This is a genomic window from Klebsiella sp. 141240 (assembly GCF_050600805.1).
GTDB classification, from domain to species: Bacteria; Pseudomonadota; Gammaproteobacteria; order Enterobacterales; family Enterobacteriaceae; genus Klebsiella; species Klebsiella aerogenes.
In genome coordinates this window covers 283,318-299,075 of sequence record NZ_JAQIRK010000005.1, presented here as the reverse complement: position 1 = coordinate 299,075, position 15,758 = coordinate 283,318, and the positions used below count along the sequence as shown (strand labels likewise).

The 15,758-nt window shown below is 54.8% G+C and carries 15 protein-coding genes; 8 read left to right on the top strand and 7 right to left on the bottom strand.

Going from position 1 to position 15,758, the window contains the following annotated elements:
• The first annotated feature begins 5 nt into the window (after positions 1 to 5).
• From araG to otsA, 4 genes are all read left to right on the top strand, one after another.
• Positions 6 to 1,520, top strand: coding sequence for an L-arabinose ABC transporter ATP-binding protein AraG (gene araG, locus PGQ95_RS12275; protein ID WP_087860526.1), 1,515 nt, complete (start codon positions 6 to 8; stop codon positions 1,518 to 1,520).
• 14 nt (positions 1,521 to 1,534) lie between these two features.
• Positions 1,535 to 2,515: an L-arabinose ABC transporter permease AraH gene (araH, locus tag PGQ95_RS12270; RefSeq protein WP_045390289.1), complete on the top strand. Its 981-nt coding sequence runs from the start codon at positions 1,535 to 1,537 to the stop codon at positions 2,513 to 2,515.
• A 161-nt stretch (positions 2,516 to 2,676) separates the two neighbouring features.
• Positions 2,677 to 3,480, top strand: a complete 804-nt coding sequence (gene otsB, locus PGQ95_RS12265) for a trehalose-phosphatase (RefSeq protein WP_113373560.1) — start codon at positions 2,677 to 2,679, stop codon at positions 3,478 to 3,480.
• On the top strand, positions 3,455 to 4,870 hold the full coding sequence (otsA, locus tag PGQ95_RS12260) for an alpha,alpha-trehalose-phosphate synthase (protein ID WP_113373561.1): 1,416 nt from the start codon (positions 3,455 to 3,457) through the stop codon (positions 4,868 to 4,870). The genes otsB and otsA overlap by 26 nt, the downstream gene beginning before the upstream one ends.
• Positions 4,871 to 4,898: 28 nt before the next feature.
• Here the strand turns inward: otsA and uspC are convergent, their stop codons facing one another.
• Positions 4,899 to 5,321, bottom strand: coding sequence for a universal stress protein UspC (gene uspC, locus PGQ95_RS12255; protein ID WP_113373562.1), 423 nt, complete (start codon positions 5,319 to 5,321; stop codon positions 4,899 to 4,901).
• Between the two features lie 358 nt (positions 5,322 to 5,679).
• Between uspC and PGQ95_RS12250 the strand changes: the two genes are divergently transcribed.
• Positions 5,680 to 7,263: an MFS transporter gene (locus PGQ95_RS12250; RefSeq protein ID WP_032714837.1), complete on the top strand. Its 1,584-nt coding sequence runs from the start codon at positions 5,680 to 5,682 to the stop codon at positions 7,261 to 7,263.
• Positions 7,264 to 7,267: 4 nt separating this feature from the next.
• Positions 7,268 to 8,407, top strand: coding sequence for a glycoside hydrolase family 88/105 protein (locus PGQ95_RS12245; protein ID WP_430918243.1), 1,140 nt, complete (start codon positions 7,268 to 7,270; stop codon positions 8,405 to 8,407).
• 79 nt (positions 8,408 to 8,486) lie between these two features.
• Here PGQ95_RS12245 and argS read toward each other — a convergent pair whose 3' ends face one another.
• The gene (gene argS, locus PGQ95_RS12240; protein ID WP_113373564.1) at positions 8,487 to 10,220 is read right to left on the bottom strand and encodes an arginine--tRNA ligase; all 1,734 of its coding nucleotides are present in this window, start codon (positions 10,218 to 10,220) and stop codon (positions 8,487 to 8,489) included.
• 229 nt (positions 10,221 to 10,449) lie between these two features.
• Between argS and PGQ95_RS12235 the strand changes: the two genes are divergently transcribed.
• The gene (locus tag PGQ95_RS12235) at positions 10,450 to 11,019 is read left to right on the top strand and encodes a VOC family protein (protein ID WP_430918240.1); all 570 of its coding nucleotides are present in this window, start codon (positions 10,450 to 10,452) and stop codon (positions 11,017 to 11,019) included.
• Positions 11,020 to 11,098: 79 nt separating this feature from the next.
• Positions 11,099 to 11,839 (top strand): copper homeostasis protein CutC, encoded by a 741-nt coding sequence (cutC, locus tag PGQ95_RS12230; protein ID WP_087860534.1) that lies wholly within the window; start codon positions 11,099 to 11,101, stop codon positions 11,837 to 11,839.
• Positions 11,840 to 11,970: 131 nt separating this feature from the next.
• Here cutC and cmoB read toward each other — a convergent pair whose 3' ends face one another.
• From cmoB to PGQ95_RS12205, 5 genes are read right to left on the bottom strand one after another with little or no spacing between them, the layout of a single operon-like run.
• Positions 11,971 to 12,987: a tRNA 5-methoxyuridine(34)/uridine 5-oxyacetic acid(34) synthase CmoB gene (gene cmoB, locus PGQ95_RS12225; RefSeq protein ID WP_430918238.1), complete on the bottom strand. Its 1,017-nt coding sequence runs from the start codon at positions 12,985 to 12,987 to the stop codon at positions 11,971 to 11,973.
• Complete coding sequence (gene cmoA, locus PGQ95_RS12220; RefSeq protein ID WP_015365981.1) at positions 12,984 to 13,727, bottom strand: carboxy-S-adenosyl-L-methionine synthase CmoA; 744 nt, start codon at positions 13,725 to 13,727, stop codon at positions 12,984 to 12,986. The genes cmoB and cmoA overlap by 4 nt, the downstream gene beginning before the upstream one ends.
• Positions 13,728 to 13,766: 39 nt before the next feature.
• Positions 13,767 to 14,162, bottom strand: a complete 396-nt coding sequence (locus PGQ95_RS12215; protein ID WP_015365982.1) for an MAPEG family protein — start codon at positions 14,160 to 14,162, stop codon at positions 13,767 to 13,769.
• A 53-nt stretch (positions 14,163 to 14,215) separates the two neighbouring features.
• Positions 14,216 to 15,034, bottom strand: coding sequence for a DUF72 domain-containing protein (locus tag PGQ95_RS12210; RefSeq protein ID WP_087860536.1), 819 nt, complete (start codon positions 15,032 to 15,034; stop codon positions 14,216 to 14,218).
• Positions 15,031 to 15,597, bottom strand: a complete 567-nt coding sequence (locus PGQ95_RS12205; protein WP_087860537.1) for a hydrolase — start codon at positions 15,595 to 15,597, stop codon at positions 15,031 to 15,033. The genes PGQ95_RS12210 and PGQ95_RS12205 overlap by 4 nt, the downstream gene beginning before the upstream one ends.
• Positions 15,598 to 15,758 lie beyond the last annotated feature (161 nt).

Sequence of the window (15,758 nt, the reverse complement as noted above, 5' to 3'; positions counted from 1 at the left end):
TCGTTATGCAACAATCTACCCCTTATCTCTCATTTCGCGGTATCACCATGACGTTCCCGGGCGTTAAAGCACTGTCTGACATTAGCTTTGACTGCTATCGCGGGCAGATCCATGCGCTGATGGGTGAAAACGGCGCCGGGAAGTCCACTCTCTTAAAAATTCTCAGCGGTAATTACATTCCAACCGCCGGGCATTTGCAAATCGATAGCCAACAAATGGCATTCACGAATACTACCGCTGCGCTGAATGCTGGCGTAGCGATTATTTATCAGGAACTTCATCTGATCCCGGAAATGACCGTGGCGGAGAATATCTATCTGGGCCAGTTGCCGCATAAAGGCGGCATTGTGAACCGGTCATTGCTGAACTATGAAGCGCGGCTGCAGCTGGAGCATCTGGGGCTGGATATCGACCCGGAAACGCCGCTGAAGTATTTGTCGATCGGCCAGTGGCAGATGGTAGAGATCGCCAAGGCGCTGGCGCGTAACGCGAAGATCATCGCTTTCGATGAACCTACCAGCTCACTCTCTGCACGCGAAATCGACAATTTGTTTCGCGTCATCCGCGAACTGCGTGAAGAAGGGCGAGTGATTATTTACGTCTCGCACCGTATGGAGGAAATTTTCGCCCTCAGCGATGCTATTACCGTGTTTAAAGATGGCCGCTACGTGCGGACCTTTGACGACATGCGGCTGGTGGATCACGATGCCCTCGTGCAAGCGATGGTGGGGCGTAATCTTGGCGATATCTATGGCTGGAAAGCGCGTGAATATGGCAGCGAGCGGTTACGACTGGATCAGGTTAAAGCGCCAGGCGTCAGAATGCCGATCAGTTTATCGGTACGCAGCGGCGAAATCGTCGGCTTGTTCGGTCTGGTCGGGGCCGGACGCAGTGAATTAATGAAAGGGCTGTTTGGCGGCAGCAGAATTACCGGCGGTCAGGTCTATATCGACGGTCAGGCGATAAACATTCGCAAACCCGCGCAGGCGATTCAGGCGGGAATGATGCTGTGTCCGGAGGATCGCAAAGCCGAGGGCATCATTCCGGTACATTCGGTGCGCGACAACATCAATATCAGCGCGCGACGTAAGCATATTCATGCCGGCTGCCTGATTAACAACGCCTGGGAAGCGAGTAATGCCGAACAGCATATCAAATCGCTCAATATCAAAACCCCAGGAGCTGAACAGTTAATTATGAATCTCTCCGGTGGTAATCAGCAGAAGGCTATTCTTGGTCGCTGGTTGTCGGAAGAGATGAAGGTCATCCTGCTTGATGAACCGACCCGCGGCATCGATGTTGGCGCAAAGCATGAAATCTACAACGTTATCTATGCGCTGGCGGCTTCTGGCGTGGCGGTCGTTTTTGCCTCCAGCGACCTGCCAGAGGTGCTCGGCGTCGCTGACCGCATCGTCGTCATGCGCGAAGGTGAAGTGGCCGGTGAATTGCTGCATGAAGACGCGAATGAACAGCAGGCGCTGAGCCTTGCGATGCCTAAAGTCAGCCAGGCCGTAGCCTGATTAAGGAGTGAATGATGTCATCTGTAACTACGCCCAGCGCCGCACGATCCTCTTTCAGCTTCGGCCGAATCTGGGATCAGTTTGGTATGCTGGTGGTCTTCGCCGTGTTGTTCATCGGCTGCGTGATCTTTGTTCCTAACTTTGCCTCTTTCGTCAATATGAAAGGGCTGGGGCTGGCGATTTCCATGTCGGGAATGGTTGCCTGCGGTATGTTGTTCTGCCTGGCCTCCGGGGATTTTGATTTGTCAGTCGCTTCGGTCATTGCCTGTGCCGGTGTGACGACAGCAGTCGTTATTAATCTCACCGAAAGTCTGTGGATTGGTATTGCCGCCGGATTACTATTGGGGGCGGTCAGCGGGCTGGTGAATGGTTTTGTTATTGCGCGTTTGAAAATCAACGCGCTAATCACAACTCTGGCTACCATGCAAATCGTCCGCGGGCTGGCCTATATTATTTCCGATGGTAAAGCGGTTGGCATTGAGGATGAACGTTTCTTCACCCTGGGTTATGCCAACTGGCTTGGTCTGCCGGCGCCTATCTGGCTGACGGTTGCCTGCCTGATCGTCTTTGGGCTGCTACTGAATAAAACCACCTTTGGCCGCAACACGCTGGCCATAGGGGGCAATGAAGAGGCGGCGCGCCTGGCAGGGGTGCCGGTTGTTCGTACCAAGATCATCATCTTCGTTCTTTCAGGTCTGGTATCGGCGGCGGCGGGGATTATCCTGGCTTCGCGCATGACCAGCGGGCAGCCTATGACCTCAATTGGTTATGAACTGATTGTGATCTCGGCCTGTGTCCTGGGCGGCGTCTCGCTAAAAGGCGGGATCGGTAAGATCTCTTATGTGGTGGCCGGGATCCTGATCCTGGGTACCGTGGAGAATGCGATGAACCTGCTGAACATCTCGCCATTCTCGCAATATGTGGTCCGTGGGGTAATATTGCTGGCAGCGGTTATCTTCGACCGTTACAAGCAAAAAGCGAAACGTTCGCATTAATTGCGCGCAACTTTTAAGTCTACTCCTAATGTCCCGCCGGCGCCCGCTGCGCTGGCGGTGACTATCAAAAATGGCGAGGCTGGTCACACTGTCTATACTTACATGGCTAACAATTAGTTAACAACCAGCATAACGCTGGCCATGATAAGGAGGAACACAGGGTGGCTGACCAGATATCTGTACCGCCTGAGCTAACCGGAAACCACGCTTTTTTTCTGGATCTTGACGGCACGCTTGCCGATATCAAACCTCATCCCGATCAGGTTGTTATCCCCGAAGACGTCCTTCAGATGTTGCGATTACTGGCACAGCAGCAACATGACGCTGTGGCATTGATTTCAGGGCGCTCACTCGCAGAGCTCGATGCACTTACCCGTCACTGGCGATTACCGCTTGCCGGCGTCCACGGGGCTGAACGCCGCGATATCAATGGAAAAAGACATGACGTATCACTACCGCCGGCGCTCAGCCGTGAAGTCGGCGAAGCATTAACGTCGGCGCTCCAGACGTTGCCTGGCAGTGAACTGGAAGATAAAGGCATCGCTTTTGCGCTGCACTATCGCCAGGCGCCACAACACCAGAGCGCCATCCTGGCATTGGCGCAGGAAATCGTACAGCGTTATCCGATTCTGGCCATTCAGCAAGGGAAGTGTGTCGTAGAGATCAAGCCACGTGGCATCAACAAAGGTGAAGCGATTGCCGCGTTTATGCGGGAAGCGCCTTTTGCGGGACGAACGCCGGTATTTATCGGCGATGACCTGACTGATGAGGCGGGTTTTACTATGGTTAATCAATTAGGCGGAATATCGATAAAAGTTGGACAAGGCGACACACAGGCGCGCTGGCGGCTGGCAAATGTTGCCGCCGTACATCAGTGGTTACGTCATGTCGTCGACAATACGCAATGCCTGGATGTATTCACTAACGGGAGGGATGACCATGGGTCGTTTAGTCGTAGTATCTAACCGTATTGCAACGCCGAATGATAAAAAGGCCAGCGCAGGCGGCCTGGCGGTGGGCATTTTAGGTGCGCTGAAGGCGAGCGGCGGCACGTGGTTTGGTTGGAGTGGGGAAATCGGCGATGATAACCAGCCGTTGAAGAAGGTGAGTAAGGGGGATATTTCCTGGGCCTCATTCAACCTGAGCGAAGAAGACCACGAACTCTACTACAATCAATTTTCCAATGCGGTGCTATGGCCCGCTTTTCACTATCGTCTCGACTTAGTCAATTTTCAGCGTCCGGCCTGGGATGGCTATTTACGCGTTAACGCTGCCGTGGCGCAAAAGCTGCTGCCGCTGCTAGCCGACGACGATATGATTTGGGTTCATGATTATCATCTGTTGCCATTTGCCAGCGAATTACGCAAAAACGGTGTGAAGAACCGCATCGGCTTTTTCCTGCATATTCCGTTCCCGACGCCTGAAATATTCAACGCCTTACCTCCACATGCGGAGCTTCTTGAACAGCTTTGTGATTATGATTTGCTCGGCTTTCAGACCGAAAATGACCGACAGGCATTTGTTGATTGCGTCGCCCAGCAAACCACCTTATGCGAAGTGGGGCATCAGCAATACCGCGCCTGGGGCAAGACGTTCCGTACTGCCGTCTATCCGATAAGCATTGAGCCTCAGGAGGTCGCGCGCAGCGCCAGCGGGCCGTTGCCGCCGAAGTTGGCTCAATTGAAAGCTGAACTAAAAGGCGTTAAGAATATTTTTTCCGTTGAGCGGCTGGATTACTCCAAGGGGTTGCCGGAGCGTTTTCAGGCTTACGAGGCGCTATTGGAAAACTACCCCCAGCATCGTGGGAAAATTCGCTATACCCAGATAGCGCCCACTTCGCGGGGTGATGTTCAGGCGTATCAGGATATCCGCCATCAGCTGGAAACGGCCGCCGGACGAATCAACGGCCACTATGGTCAACTGGGGTGGACGCCGCTGTATTATCTGAATCAGCATTTCGATCGCAAACTGCTCATGAAGGTATTTCGTTATTCCGACGTGGGGCTTGTCACGCCGCTGCGCGACGGCATGAACCTCGTAGCCAAGGAGTTTGTCGCCGCACAGGATCCCGCAAACCCAGGGGTGCTGGTGTTATCGCAGTTCGCTGGCGCGGCTAATGAACTGACTTCCGCGCTCATCGTCAACCCCTACGATCGCGATGAAGTGGCGGCGGCGCTGGATCGCGCACTTACGATGCCGCTTGCCGAGCGAATTATTCGCCATGGCAAAATGCTCAAGGCGATCGAGAGTAATGATATTGATAACTGGCAGGCGCAGTTTGTTGCCGATCTAAAGCGGGTAAAGTCGCATGAAGATAGCTGCCAGCAGCCAACCGTAGTTACTCCCTCCGCGTAGTCAAAACGGCTGATGCTTCGGCATCAGCTTATTCCAGGGAAACCAACAGCACATCAACGCCGCTGCTGCCGACGATATTCTTCGCTGAACAGGTCGCGCGGGAAAACAGGCTCTGGTTATGGTTGCCGCAGATCACCAGGTCGACGTGATGCTGACGGCAAAAATCCTTCACGTGATGACAAAGCTCGCCGCTGGCGATAGTCATTTTGCTGATGGGATACTCCGCCTGGGCGGCGAGTTCATTAAGAAAGCTACGTGTCTCCTCCTGCATAATCTCACGCAAATTCTCCATCATCGGCGCGGCGAACTGATTATACATCTCCGGATCTGTAGCCAGAGTGATCAGGCTGACCTGCGCATTGAACGGACGTGCTATAGACACCGCTTTATTGACCAACATGCGGCTTTCCGGCGTTGGGGCGACGGCGACTAACAGATGAGAGTAGGGCATCTAGCCTCCTTGAGATACGCAACGGGACCTTTCTACTTTCTTTACTCCTAATTCCATTTTTCCACAAGGGGTATTCGCGCGGTTGAAAACGCCTTTCTGCGAACGTGTGGTATCAGATTCTGGCAGCTGACTCGCAAAAATGATTCCCTCTTTTGCTTTAAAAGAAACGCTGTTTTATAAATCGGTGACGCATGTTGCCCGGCCCTTTGTTTTTTTGCCACTGAATGATTGGTACTGGCAAAAATGCAAAGGTAAGCCGGTTTTCATGATCTTACTGTAGCCATGTATCCGCAAAACTTCGGTATAGCCCGTGGTAAGACCGAAGTTATCTAATAAAAAAGAGACAGGATTTACGGCGATGAAAACACGAAAAATCGGTTTGGCTAATTATCTCGCCTATGGTTCCGGCGATTTTCTCGGCGCGGGAACCACCGCGCTAACCGCAGCATGGCTACTCTATTTTTACACCACCTTCTGCGGGCTATCGCCCATTGAGGCGACGCTCATTTTCGCCACCGCGCGCGTGCTCGACGCGGTCGTCAGCCCGCTGATGGGCTTCTTAACCGATAACTTTGGCTCTACCTGGCTGGGTAAGCGGTTCGGCAGACGCAAATTTTTTATTTTGCTCGGGATTCCCTGCGTTTTTAGCTACTCAATGATGTGGGTAGGCGATATGGGATTCTGGTACTACCTCGCAACTTATCTGCTGTTTGATATTGTCTATACCATGATTCTGGTGCCTTACGAGACGCTGGTGCCGGAGATGACCGATGATTTCAAACAGAAAACCAAATTTTCCGGCGCGCGTATTTCCATGGCGCAAATGTCGGCGATTTTAGCCTCGTTTTTACCGGGGATCCTGCTCACCCAACTGGGTAAAGATAACGCCAGCTCATTTTTTTACGCAAGCCTGGTCTTTTCGGTGCTGTGCGCGCTAATGCTGACCTTCGTCTGGTTTTTCACCTGGGAACGCCCGCGGGAAGCGTGGTCTGAAGCGGCGTTACGTGCGGAAGAAGAAAAGCGCAACTTAACCCTCGCGCAGAGTCTTAATCGCCTCTTTATTGAGCTCAGCTCTACGCTGCGCATTAAAATCTTCCGCCAGCATCTTGGTATGTATCTGGGCGGCTATATCGCGCAGGACGTGTTCAACGCCGTGTTTACCTATTACGTGGTCTTTGTGCTGATGCAGGACGCCTCTGTCGCCTCTAACCTGCTCGGCACGATGGCTATCTTCCAGTTCATCGCGGTTATCGCCATGATCCCGCTCTGCATCCGCTTTGGCCCGGCGCCTTCATACCGCATGGTAGTGGTGTTGTTTGGTTTGAGCTCTCTCTCTTATGCCGTGCTCTATTACGCGGGGCTGAGCGACGTCTATTCATTATTACTGCTCATTTCCGCGATCGCGGGCCTGGGGCGCGGCGGCATTAATTACGTGCCGTGGAATACCTACACCTATATTGCCGACGTCGACGAAGTCATTACCGGCCAGCGTCGGGAGGGCATTTTCGCCGGTATTATGACGCTGACCCGCAAAGCATCCCAGGCGGGGGCGGTGATGCTGGTTGGTATCATCATGCAATTATCGGGCTTTGTTTCCGGGCAAAAAATTCAGCCGGAAGGCGTTAGTCACACCATTCTATTGATCCTTAGCGTCGGTACTTTAGTGGTGCTGGCCTGCGGCTTCCTGGTCTCCCTGCGCTTTAAACTCAATTTACATACGCACAGTGTGCTCCGCGCCGAGACGCTGGTGATGCGTGATATCGGTTACGCACAGCCCGAGCAGGCGACGGCGGAAAACCGCGCGGTAGTTGAGATGCTGGCGGGAATGCCTTACGACTGCCTGTGGGGCAATAACAATATTGGTTACCTGAATCGCAATAAACCTGCCGCCCCGGCGCTGAATCAGGGCGGCACTTTGAATTCGACATATACCAGAGGTTAAGAACATGAAAGTTTGGCCGGTCAAACATAGCCCATTATTGCGTCAGCCTGAGCGCTTTATCGCTCGCAGTGAGCTTCAGGCATTGATCCGTAATGTGACGCAAAACCTGGTGAATATAAAGGATGAAAGCGGGCAGTTTTTACTTCGGCTGGACGACGGGCGAGTCATCGATACCAAAGGCTGGGCCGGTTGGGAATGGACCCACGGCGTTGGGCTGTACGGCATCTACCAGTATTATCAACAAACCGGCGATATCGCGATGCGCGATATCATTGACGGCTGGTTCGCCGACCGCTTCGCCGAAGGGGCTACTACCAAAAACGTCAATACCATGGCGCCGTTTCTGACGCTGGCTTATCGCTATGAAGAGACCGGGCGTCAGGAGTATCTACCATGGCTCGATAGCTGGGCCGAGTGGGCGATGCATGAGATGCCGCGCACCGAGCAGGGAGGCATGCAGCACATTACCCTGGCGGAAGAGAACCATCAGCAGATGTGGGATGACACGCTGATGATGACGGTGCTGCCGCTAGCCAAAATCGGTAAATTACTAAATCGTCCGCAGTACATTGAAGAAGCAACCTATCAGTTTTTGCTGCACGTACAGAACCTGATGGATAAAGAGACTGGCCTGTGGTTCCACGGCTGGAATTACGACGGTCGGCACAACTTTGCGCGTGCGCGCTGGGCGCGAGGTAACAGCTGGCTCACCATCGTGATCCCGGACTTCCTTGAGCTGGTGGATTTGCCAGAGGGCAGTGCGGTACGCCGCTATCTGCTACAGGTGCTGAATGCGCAAATTGCCGCGTTAGCGAAATGTCAGGATGAGAGCGGGCTTTGGCATACCCTGCTCGACGATCCGCATTCCTATCTTGAAGCGTCAGCGACGGCGGGCTTCGCTTACGGCATCCTGAAAGCGATACGCAAGCGTTATGTCGGGGCGGAGTACACCGAGGTTGCCGAAAAGGCGATACGCGGGATTGTGCGACATATTTCACCAGAGGGGGAACTGCTGCAAACCTCGTTTGGTACCGGAATGGGCTCCGATCTCGATTTTTACCGGCAAATTCCGCTCACCTCGATGCCGTACGGCCAGGCGATGGCGATTCTTTGTCTGACGGAGTATCTGCGCAAATATTTCTGATAGCGGCATTGATTCCCCGGCCGCGCTGTGCGGACCGGGGCGACGAATAAAACAAACCCGGCTTTCACCGGGTTTGTTTTTACATCCGCTCTACGGTCTCAATACCCAGAGTATCAAGACCCAGCTTCAGCGTCTTCGCCGTCAGCAGCGCCAGTTTCAGGCGGCTATTACGGGCCTCTTCGCTTTCGGCGCTGAGGATCGGGCAGTGTTCGTAGAAACCAGAGAACAGACCGGCCAGATCGTACAGGTAGGCGCACATTACGTGCGGAGTACCTTCACGGGCGACGACGGCCAGCGTTTCTTCGAACTGCAGCAGGCGGGCAGCCAACTGCGCTTCACGATCTTCACTAATAACTACCGGCGCGGCAGCCAGCGCGCTTTCGTCGATACCGGCTTTACGGAACACCGACAGCACACGGGTATAGGCATACTGCATGTAAGGCGCGGTATTACCTTCGAACGCCAGCATGTTGTCCCAGTCGAAAATGTAATCGGTAGTGCGGTTTTTCGACAGATCGGCATATTTCACCGCGCCGATACCCACCGCATTGGCCAGTTTTTCCAGCTCATCGGCCGGCATATCCGGGTTCTTCTCGGCCACCAGGCGGCGTGCGCGCTCCAGCGCTTCGTCCAGCAGATCGGCCAGTTTGACGGTACCGCCGGCGCGTGTTTTAAACGGTTTACCGTCTTTACCGAGCATCATGCCGAACATGTGATGTTCCAGCGGTACGGACTCCGGTACATAGCCGGCTTTACGGACAATAGTCCATGCCTGCATCAGATGCTGATGCTGACGAGAGTCGATGTAGTAGAGCACGCGGTCGGCATGCAGCGTTTCATAACGGTATTTTGCGCAGGCGATATCGGTAGTGGTGTAGAGGTAGCCGCCATCCTTTTTCTGGATGATGACGCCCATCGGTTCGCCTTCTTTGTTTTTGTATTCATCAAGGAAGACCACGGTCGCGCCTTCGCTCTCGACGGCCATGCCTTTTGCTTTCAGATCGGCAACGATCCCCGGCAGCATCGGGTTGTACAGGCTTTCACCCATCACATCATCGCGGGTCAGAGTGACATTCAGGCGATCGTAGGTGATCTGGTTTTGCGACATGGTGATGTCGACCAGTTTGCGCCACATCTGCAGGAAGTACTCGTCGCCGCCCTGCAGCTTAACCACGTAGCTACGCGCGCGCTCGGCGAAGGCTTCGTCTTCGTCATAGTGCTTTTTCGCTTCGCGGTAGAAACCTTCGAGGTCGGCCAGCGCCATTTCGCCGGCGTTTTCCTGCTGCTGCTTTTCCAGATAAGCGATCAGCATACCGAACTGGGTACCCCAGTCACCGACGTGGTTGGCGCGGATAACGCGATGGCCGAGGAACTCCAGCGTACGTACCGAGGCATCGCCGATGATGGTTGAACGCAGATGGCCGACGTGCATCTCTTTCGCCACGTTCGGCGCGGAGTAGTCAACAACGATAGTCTGCGGCTGTGGTTTCGCCACGCCCAGGCGCTCGGACTGCAGCGCGAGATTGACGTTTTCCGCCAGGAAAGCTGGATCGAGGAAAATATTGATAAAGCCCGGTCCGGCGATTTCGACTTTATTGGCAATGCCGTTCAGATCGAGATGAGACAGTACCTGCTCTGCAAGTTGTCGCGGCGCCATGCCCAGTTTTTTGGCCACCGCCATCACGCCATTGGCCTGATAGTCGCCGAACTGAACTTTTGCTGACTGGCGGACCTGAGGTTCGCAATCGGCAGGCGCGCCTGCCGCGATCAGGGCCTGGCTGACTTTTTCTGAGAGAAGAGCCTGAATATTCACCGGAATACCTTACTTTTAAGGCGCGAGAACCCCTGTGGGGCGGCGCCGGAACATGGACAAATTAAGGCGGGAGTATACTGCATTTGCGCCCCGTCGTCAGCACCACACGTAAGTTGCCGGGCAGCACGCTTAATCAATAACCATTCGTTGTTTCGGCGCGCGGATTGGCGGTTGGTCGGGGCGGTGAAACAGGATAAATTAGCCTTTTTAGCGATCACCGAGGCGCAAGATGGCGAACTGGCAGCAAATTGATGAACTGAATGATATTTCGGCGGATTTACCGCGTTTTAGCGATGCGCTGCAAGCGCTGGCCGAACGGTTGGGATTGGAGCTTGCGCCGCTGGACGCCGACCATATTTCGCTGCGTTGTCATCAAAATACGACGGCGGAGCGCTGGCGGCAGGGGCTGGAGCGTTGCAGCACGTTGCTATCGGAAAATATCATTAATGGCCGCCCCATTTGCTTATTTAAGCTTGCCGAACCCATTTGTGTCGCCCACTGGCGCTTTACGGTTGTGGAGTTGCCCTGGCCGGGTGAAAAACGTTACCCGCACGAAGGCTGGGAGCATATCGAAATCGTTCTGCCGGGCAAGCCGGAGACGCTGAATGCCCGCGCCCTGGCGCTACTTTCTGATGATGGACTCAGCCAGCCGGGGATTTTTGTGAAAACCAGTGCGCCGAAAGGGGAGCGTGAACGTTTGCCGAACCCGACGCTGGCGGTCACGGACGGCAAAGTGACCATTAAATTCCATCCCTGGTCGATCGAGCAAATCGTCGCCAGCGAGCGATCCGATACTTAACAGTGTGAAGCGGCGCGGCGTCTGTGAGGATAAATCGTGACATGCTGTGTTGCCCGTAATGAAAATGGAGAAGGGAACGATGTTGCTGGAAGTCTGCTGCTATAGCATGGAGTGCGCGCTGGAGGCGCAGCGTTGCGGCGCCGATCGCATTGAACTGTGCGCCGCGCCGCAGGAGGGCGGATTAACGCCGTCGCTGGGCGTACTGCGTTCGGCGCGAGCGAGTATCTCGATTCCGGTTCATCCGATTATTCGCCCGCGCGGCGGCGATTTTTGTTACACCGAGGGCGAATTTGCCGCCATGCTGGATGATGTGGCGACGGTCAGAGATCTGGGTTTTGCGGGTCTGGTGATTGGCGTGCTCGATGCTGACGGCCAGGTGGATATCGCCCGCATGCAAAAAATTATGGCGGCGGCGGGGCCGCTGGCGGTGACCTTCCATCGGGCCTTTGATATGTGCGCCGACCCGCGTCAGGCCTGGCATTCGCTTGCTGAACTGGGCGTTGCTCGGATCCTCACTTCCGGTCAACGGCCAACGGCGGAACAAGGTCTTGCAAAAATTATGGAACTAATTGCCCTGGGTGATACTCCAATCATTATGGCCGGAGCGGGAGTGCGGGCTGCCAATCTGCAACAATTTCTGCAGGCAGGCCTCAAAGAGGTGCATAGTTCCGCGGGGCAGTGGTTGCCATCGCCGATGCGCTTTCGTAATCCGGGGTTATCGATGTCCACCGACGCAGATGCCGACGAATATTGCCGCTATGCCGTTAACGGCGAGGCGGTGGCGGAAATGAAACAGATTATTTCTGCCGCGCGGGGTTAACCCGCGAAGCTAACCGTTTTTTGCTGCACATCATGTCGCCCAATATGATGATTGCCCGTACCAGGCCCCTGCAATTTCAACAGGGGCCTTTTTTTATCCCGCGAGCGCCACCAGTGGTCGGCTGAGGTGAATTACGCCCTGGCCGCGGCCGCTTTTTTGGCCAGCGACTGCTGCGTTTCTGGTTTAGTGGCGACGATCACCGCACGCAGCGGCGCGGGGTAACCTTCCAGCGTTTTGCTGCTGTCACGCGGATCGAGGAAATCGGCGAGTGATTCCGTCGTCATCCATTCGGTGCGGCGCTGCTCTTCGCTGGTGGTCACACAGGTGTCAACAATGCGCACATCGATGAATCCGCACTTCTCCAGCCACTGTTTCAGCGCGGCTGCGGAAGGAATGAAATAAACGTTACGCATTTGCGCGTAGCGGTCACCGGGCACCAGCACCGTATTTTCATCGCCTTCAACGACCAGCGTCTCCAGTACCAGCTCGCCGCCGGGGGCTAGCTGATCTTTGAGCTGCCACAGATGATCCAGCGGGGAACGGCGGTGATAGAGCACGCCCATCGAAAAGACGGTATCAAAGGCTTCCAGCGCCGGCAGTTGTTCGATGCCGAGCGGCAGCAGGTGCGCGCGCTGATCGTTGCCGATGAGTTTACGCACTGCTTCAAACTGGCATAAGAACAGCTGGGTTGGGTCGATACCGACCGCCAGATGCGCGCCGGCGCCAATCATCCGCCACATGTGATAACCACTGCCGCAGCCGACATCGAGGATAGTACGACCGGTGAGATCGGAAAGATGCGGCAGCACGCGTTCCCATTTCAGGTCGGAACGCCATTCGGTATCGATATTAATGCCATACAGCGAATAAGGGCCTTTACGCCACGGCATCAGGTTTCGCAGCAGATTCTCAATTCGCAGCTGGTGGCCTTCGCTGAGTGGCGTTTCGCTTTCCGCCGTGACGCTATGCAATAGATCGAGACGCCAGGGCGTCAGCTCGGGCAGAAACTCAACGGCGCGTTCCCATTCGCGAAACTTGCCATGCAGCGCTTCGCGTTGCCAGGCCGCGACCTGAGCGGGCAGGGTTTCCAGCCAGTGGGAGAGCGGCCCTTTCGCGATCAACTGATAAAAATTACTGAAGTCGATCATGCCCGTTCCTCGGATTTAACCGCCACCAATGAACCAAAGTTAAAGCACTGGAACCACAGTTCGGCATGTTCAAACCCCGCCTGGCGCAGTCGCGCTTTGTGGGTTTCCACTGAATCCGTCAGCATCACGTTTTCCAGCATGCTGCGTTTCTGGCTGATTTCCAGTTCGCTATAGCCATTGGCGCGCTTGAAGTCATGGTGCATGTTGAACAGCAGTTCGCCGACGTTGGCGTCTTCGAAGCTAAATTTTTCGGAAAGCACCAGCGCGCCGCCAGGATTTAGCCCCTGATAGACTTTATCCAGGATCGCCTGACGTTCGCTCGGCTCGAGGAACTGAATAGTGAAGTTCAGCACGACCATCGAAGCATTTTCAATGGCGATATGGCGAATATCGCCCTCAATAACCTCAACCGGCGTCGGTGCTTTATAGGCATCAATATGACGACGGCAGCGTTCCACCATAGCCGGGGAGTTATCGATGGCGATAATTTTGCATCCCGGATGCGCGATATTGCGACGTACGGAAAGCGTCGCGGCGCCGAGCGAGCAGCCGAGATCGTAAACCTGAGTGTTTGGCTGAACAAAACGCTCAGCCAGCATGCCGATCATCGAAATAATATTGGAGTAACCAGGAACAGAGCGCTGGATCATATCCGGGAAGACTTCGGCTACCCGTTCATCAAAGGTCCAGTCGCCGAGACTGGCGATCGGCGCGGAAAAAAGCGTGTCGCGGTGAGACATAACGTTAAACCCGAAAAAACGAAAACGGCGTATTGTGCGCTAACGCAGGGAGAAAACCAACTCCCAGGGCATATACCACAGGTTAGCCAGCACCATCAGCAACAGCGAGCACCAGGTGGCGCTCATTCCGGAACGCCGCCAGCGGAACAGGCGATGATGGAAACCGTACGAGTGCATCAGGCGTCCGGCAATCAGCAAAATACCGCAAACGTGCACCATCCAGGTTAGCGCGCCGTTCATTTCCATGAACAACAGCAGAATGAGCCCAATGGGGACGTATTCCACCGCATTGCCATGAACGCGAATAGCGACCTGTAGTTCGCTAAAACCACCGTCGCCATAGCCGACGCGATACTGCATGCGCAGACGTACCACGTCGAAGGAAAACTTGATTAACAATAACGCACCCAAAACCGCATACAGCGCGCTGACCATACCCAAAACTCCCTTTAATTATGTCAGGTGGCTCCGACTATCATAGCAGGATATCAGAAAAGCGAGGATTGCTGCGGAATTGACGGCGCCGCGCCGACGCCCGGCAGCACCGCACGTAAATCTTCCCATAGCGTATCCACCAGTTCAGGCGCCTGGGCGATATCCGGGGTATGTAGAAACAGCCATGGCGTGGCTGACTGATGCCACTTTGGCAGCGTCTGTAACCAGACGCGAAATAATTCGCGATTCTGCGCCATATCGTCGCTGCCGATAAAACGCACCATCGGCTGCTCCGCGGTCATGACCGCGTGAACCGGAACTTTGGGTTTCTTTTTTTGCGCGTCAATCATCGCCGGGTTGCGCGCGACGGCGCTATGTACCGGGCGGCTATCGAGGATCACGCGGTTGGCGTTGCGCTGGTGCAAGCCACGATTAAGCTGTTGTTCAGCATCGCCTTTGGCGAAAAACTCAGAATGGCGAACTTCAACGCCGTAGGTGAAGTTTTTCGGTAGCGTATCGAGAAACTGCCACAGGGCAGGGAGGTCTCGTGGCCCGAAGGTGGCGGGCAACTGCAGCCAGTACTGGCCGATGCGCGATTCCAGCGGCGCCAGACGGGTAAAAAATTCGTGGCTTAAATCGTCGCAGTCGCGCAGTGCCGCCTGATGTGAAATCGTGGCCGGGAATTTGAAACAGAACCGAAAATCATCGTGAGTTTGTTGATACCAGCGATCGACAATCTCGGCCTTTGGTAAGGCATACAGGGTGGTATTACCCTCCACGCAGTTAAAATGGCGGGCATACTCTTCAAGGCCGGTGATGCCAAGGCGCACCCATTTAGGGTGCGACCATTGCGGGAGCCCGATATAAATCATAAGGCGGCGAGAATGTCCTCAGTGCTGCGCACGCGGGCGATGCGCGGGAAGATATGCGTCATACTGCCCTGGTGCTGCTCGGCGGAAGCGGCGCTGCACGCATCCTCGGCAATGACCAGATTAAAACCGAGTTCCCAGCCATTGCGGGCGGTGGATTCCACGCCGATATTGGTGGAGATACCGCAAAGAATAATGGTGTCGATACCGCGGCGGCGAAGCTGCAGTTCAAGATCGGTACCGTAGAACGCGCCCCATTGGCGTTTCGTCACTTCAATATCGCTATCTTGTTTGCCAAGCGCTGGCGGATAGATCCACCAGTTTTCAGGCAACTTCGCGGCGCCAGCCTGGGCATCCACCGGCTGTTTTAACGCTTCAGCGAAATCGGCGGACCAGCCGACCCGAACCATGATGACGGGCGAACCCTGTTGACGACATTTTTCAGCCAGCTTTGCCGCGCGCGCCACCACCTCGTCGGCGCGGTGCGGGCCGCCGGCAAAGGGTAAAATGCCTTCTTGCAGGTCAATAACGACCAGCGCGGTTTTTTTCGCATTGAGTTCTAACATGGTATCCCCGTATCTTGTTCTGTTGTCAGGCCGCTACAATACCGTTGCTAATTCGGCTCAAGGGTAACAAATTTTGTTAATTTATGTGAGCACAAGCAATAAGCGCGCAGCAAAGCAGCGTACAAACTGCGTCGGGCTTATCGTCAGACAGAATTTCCAGT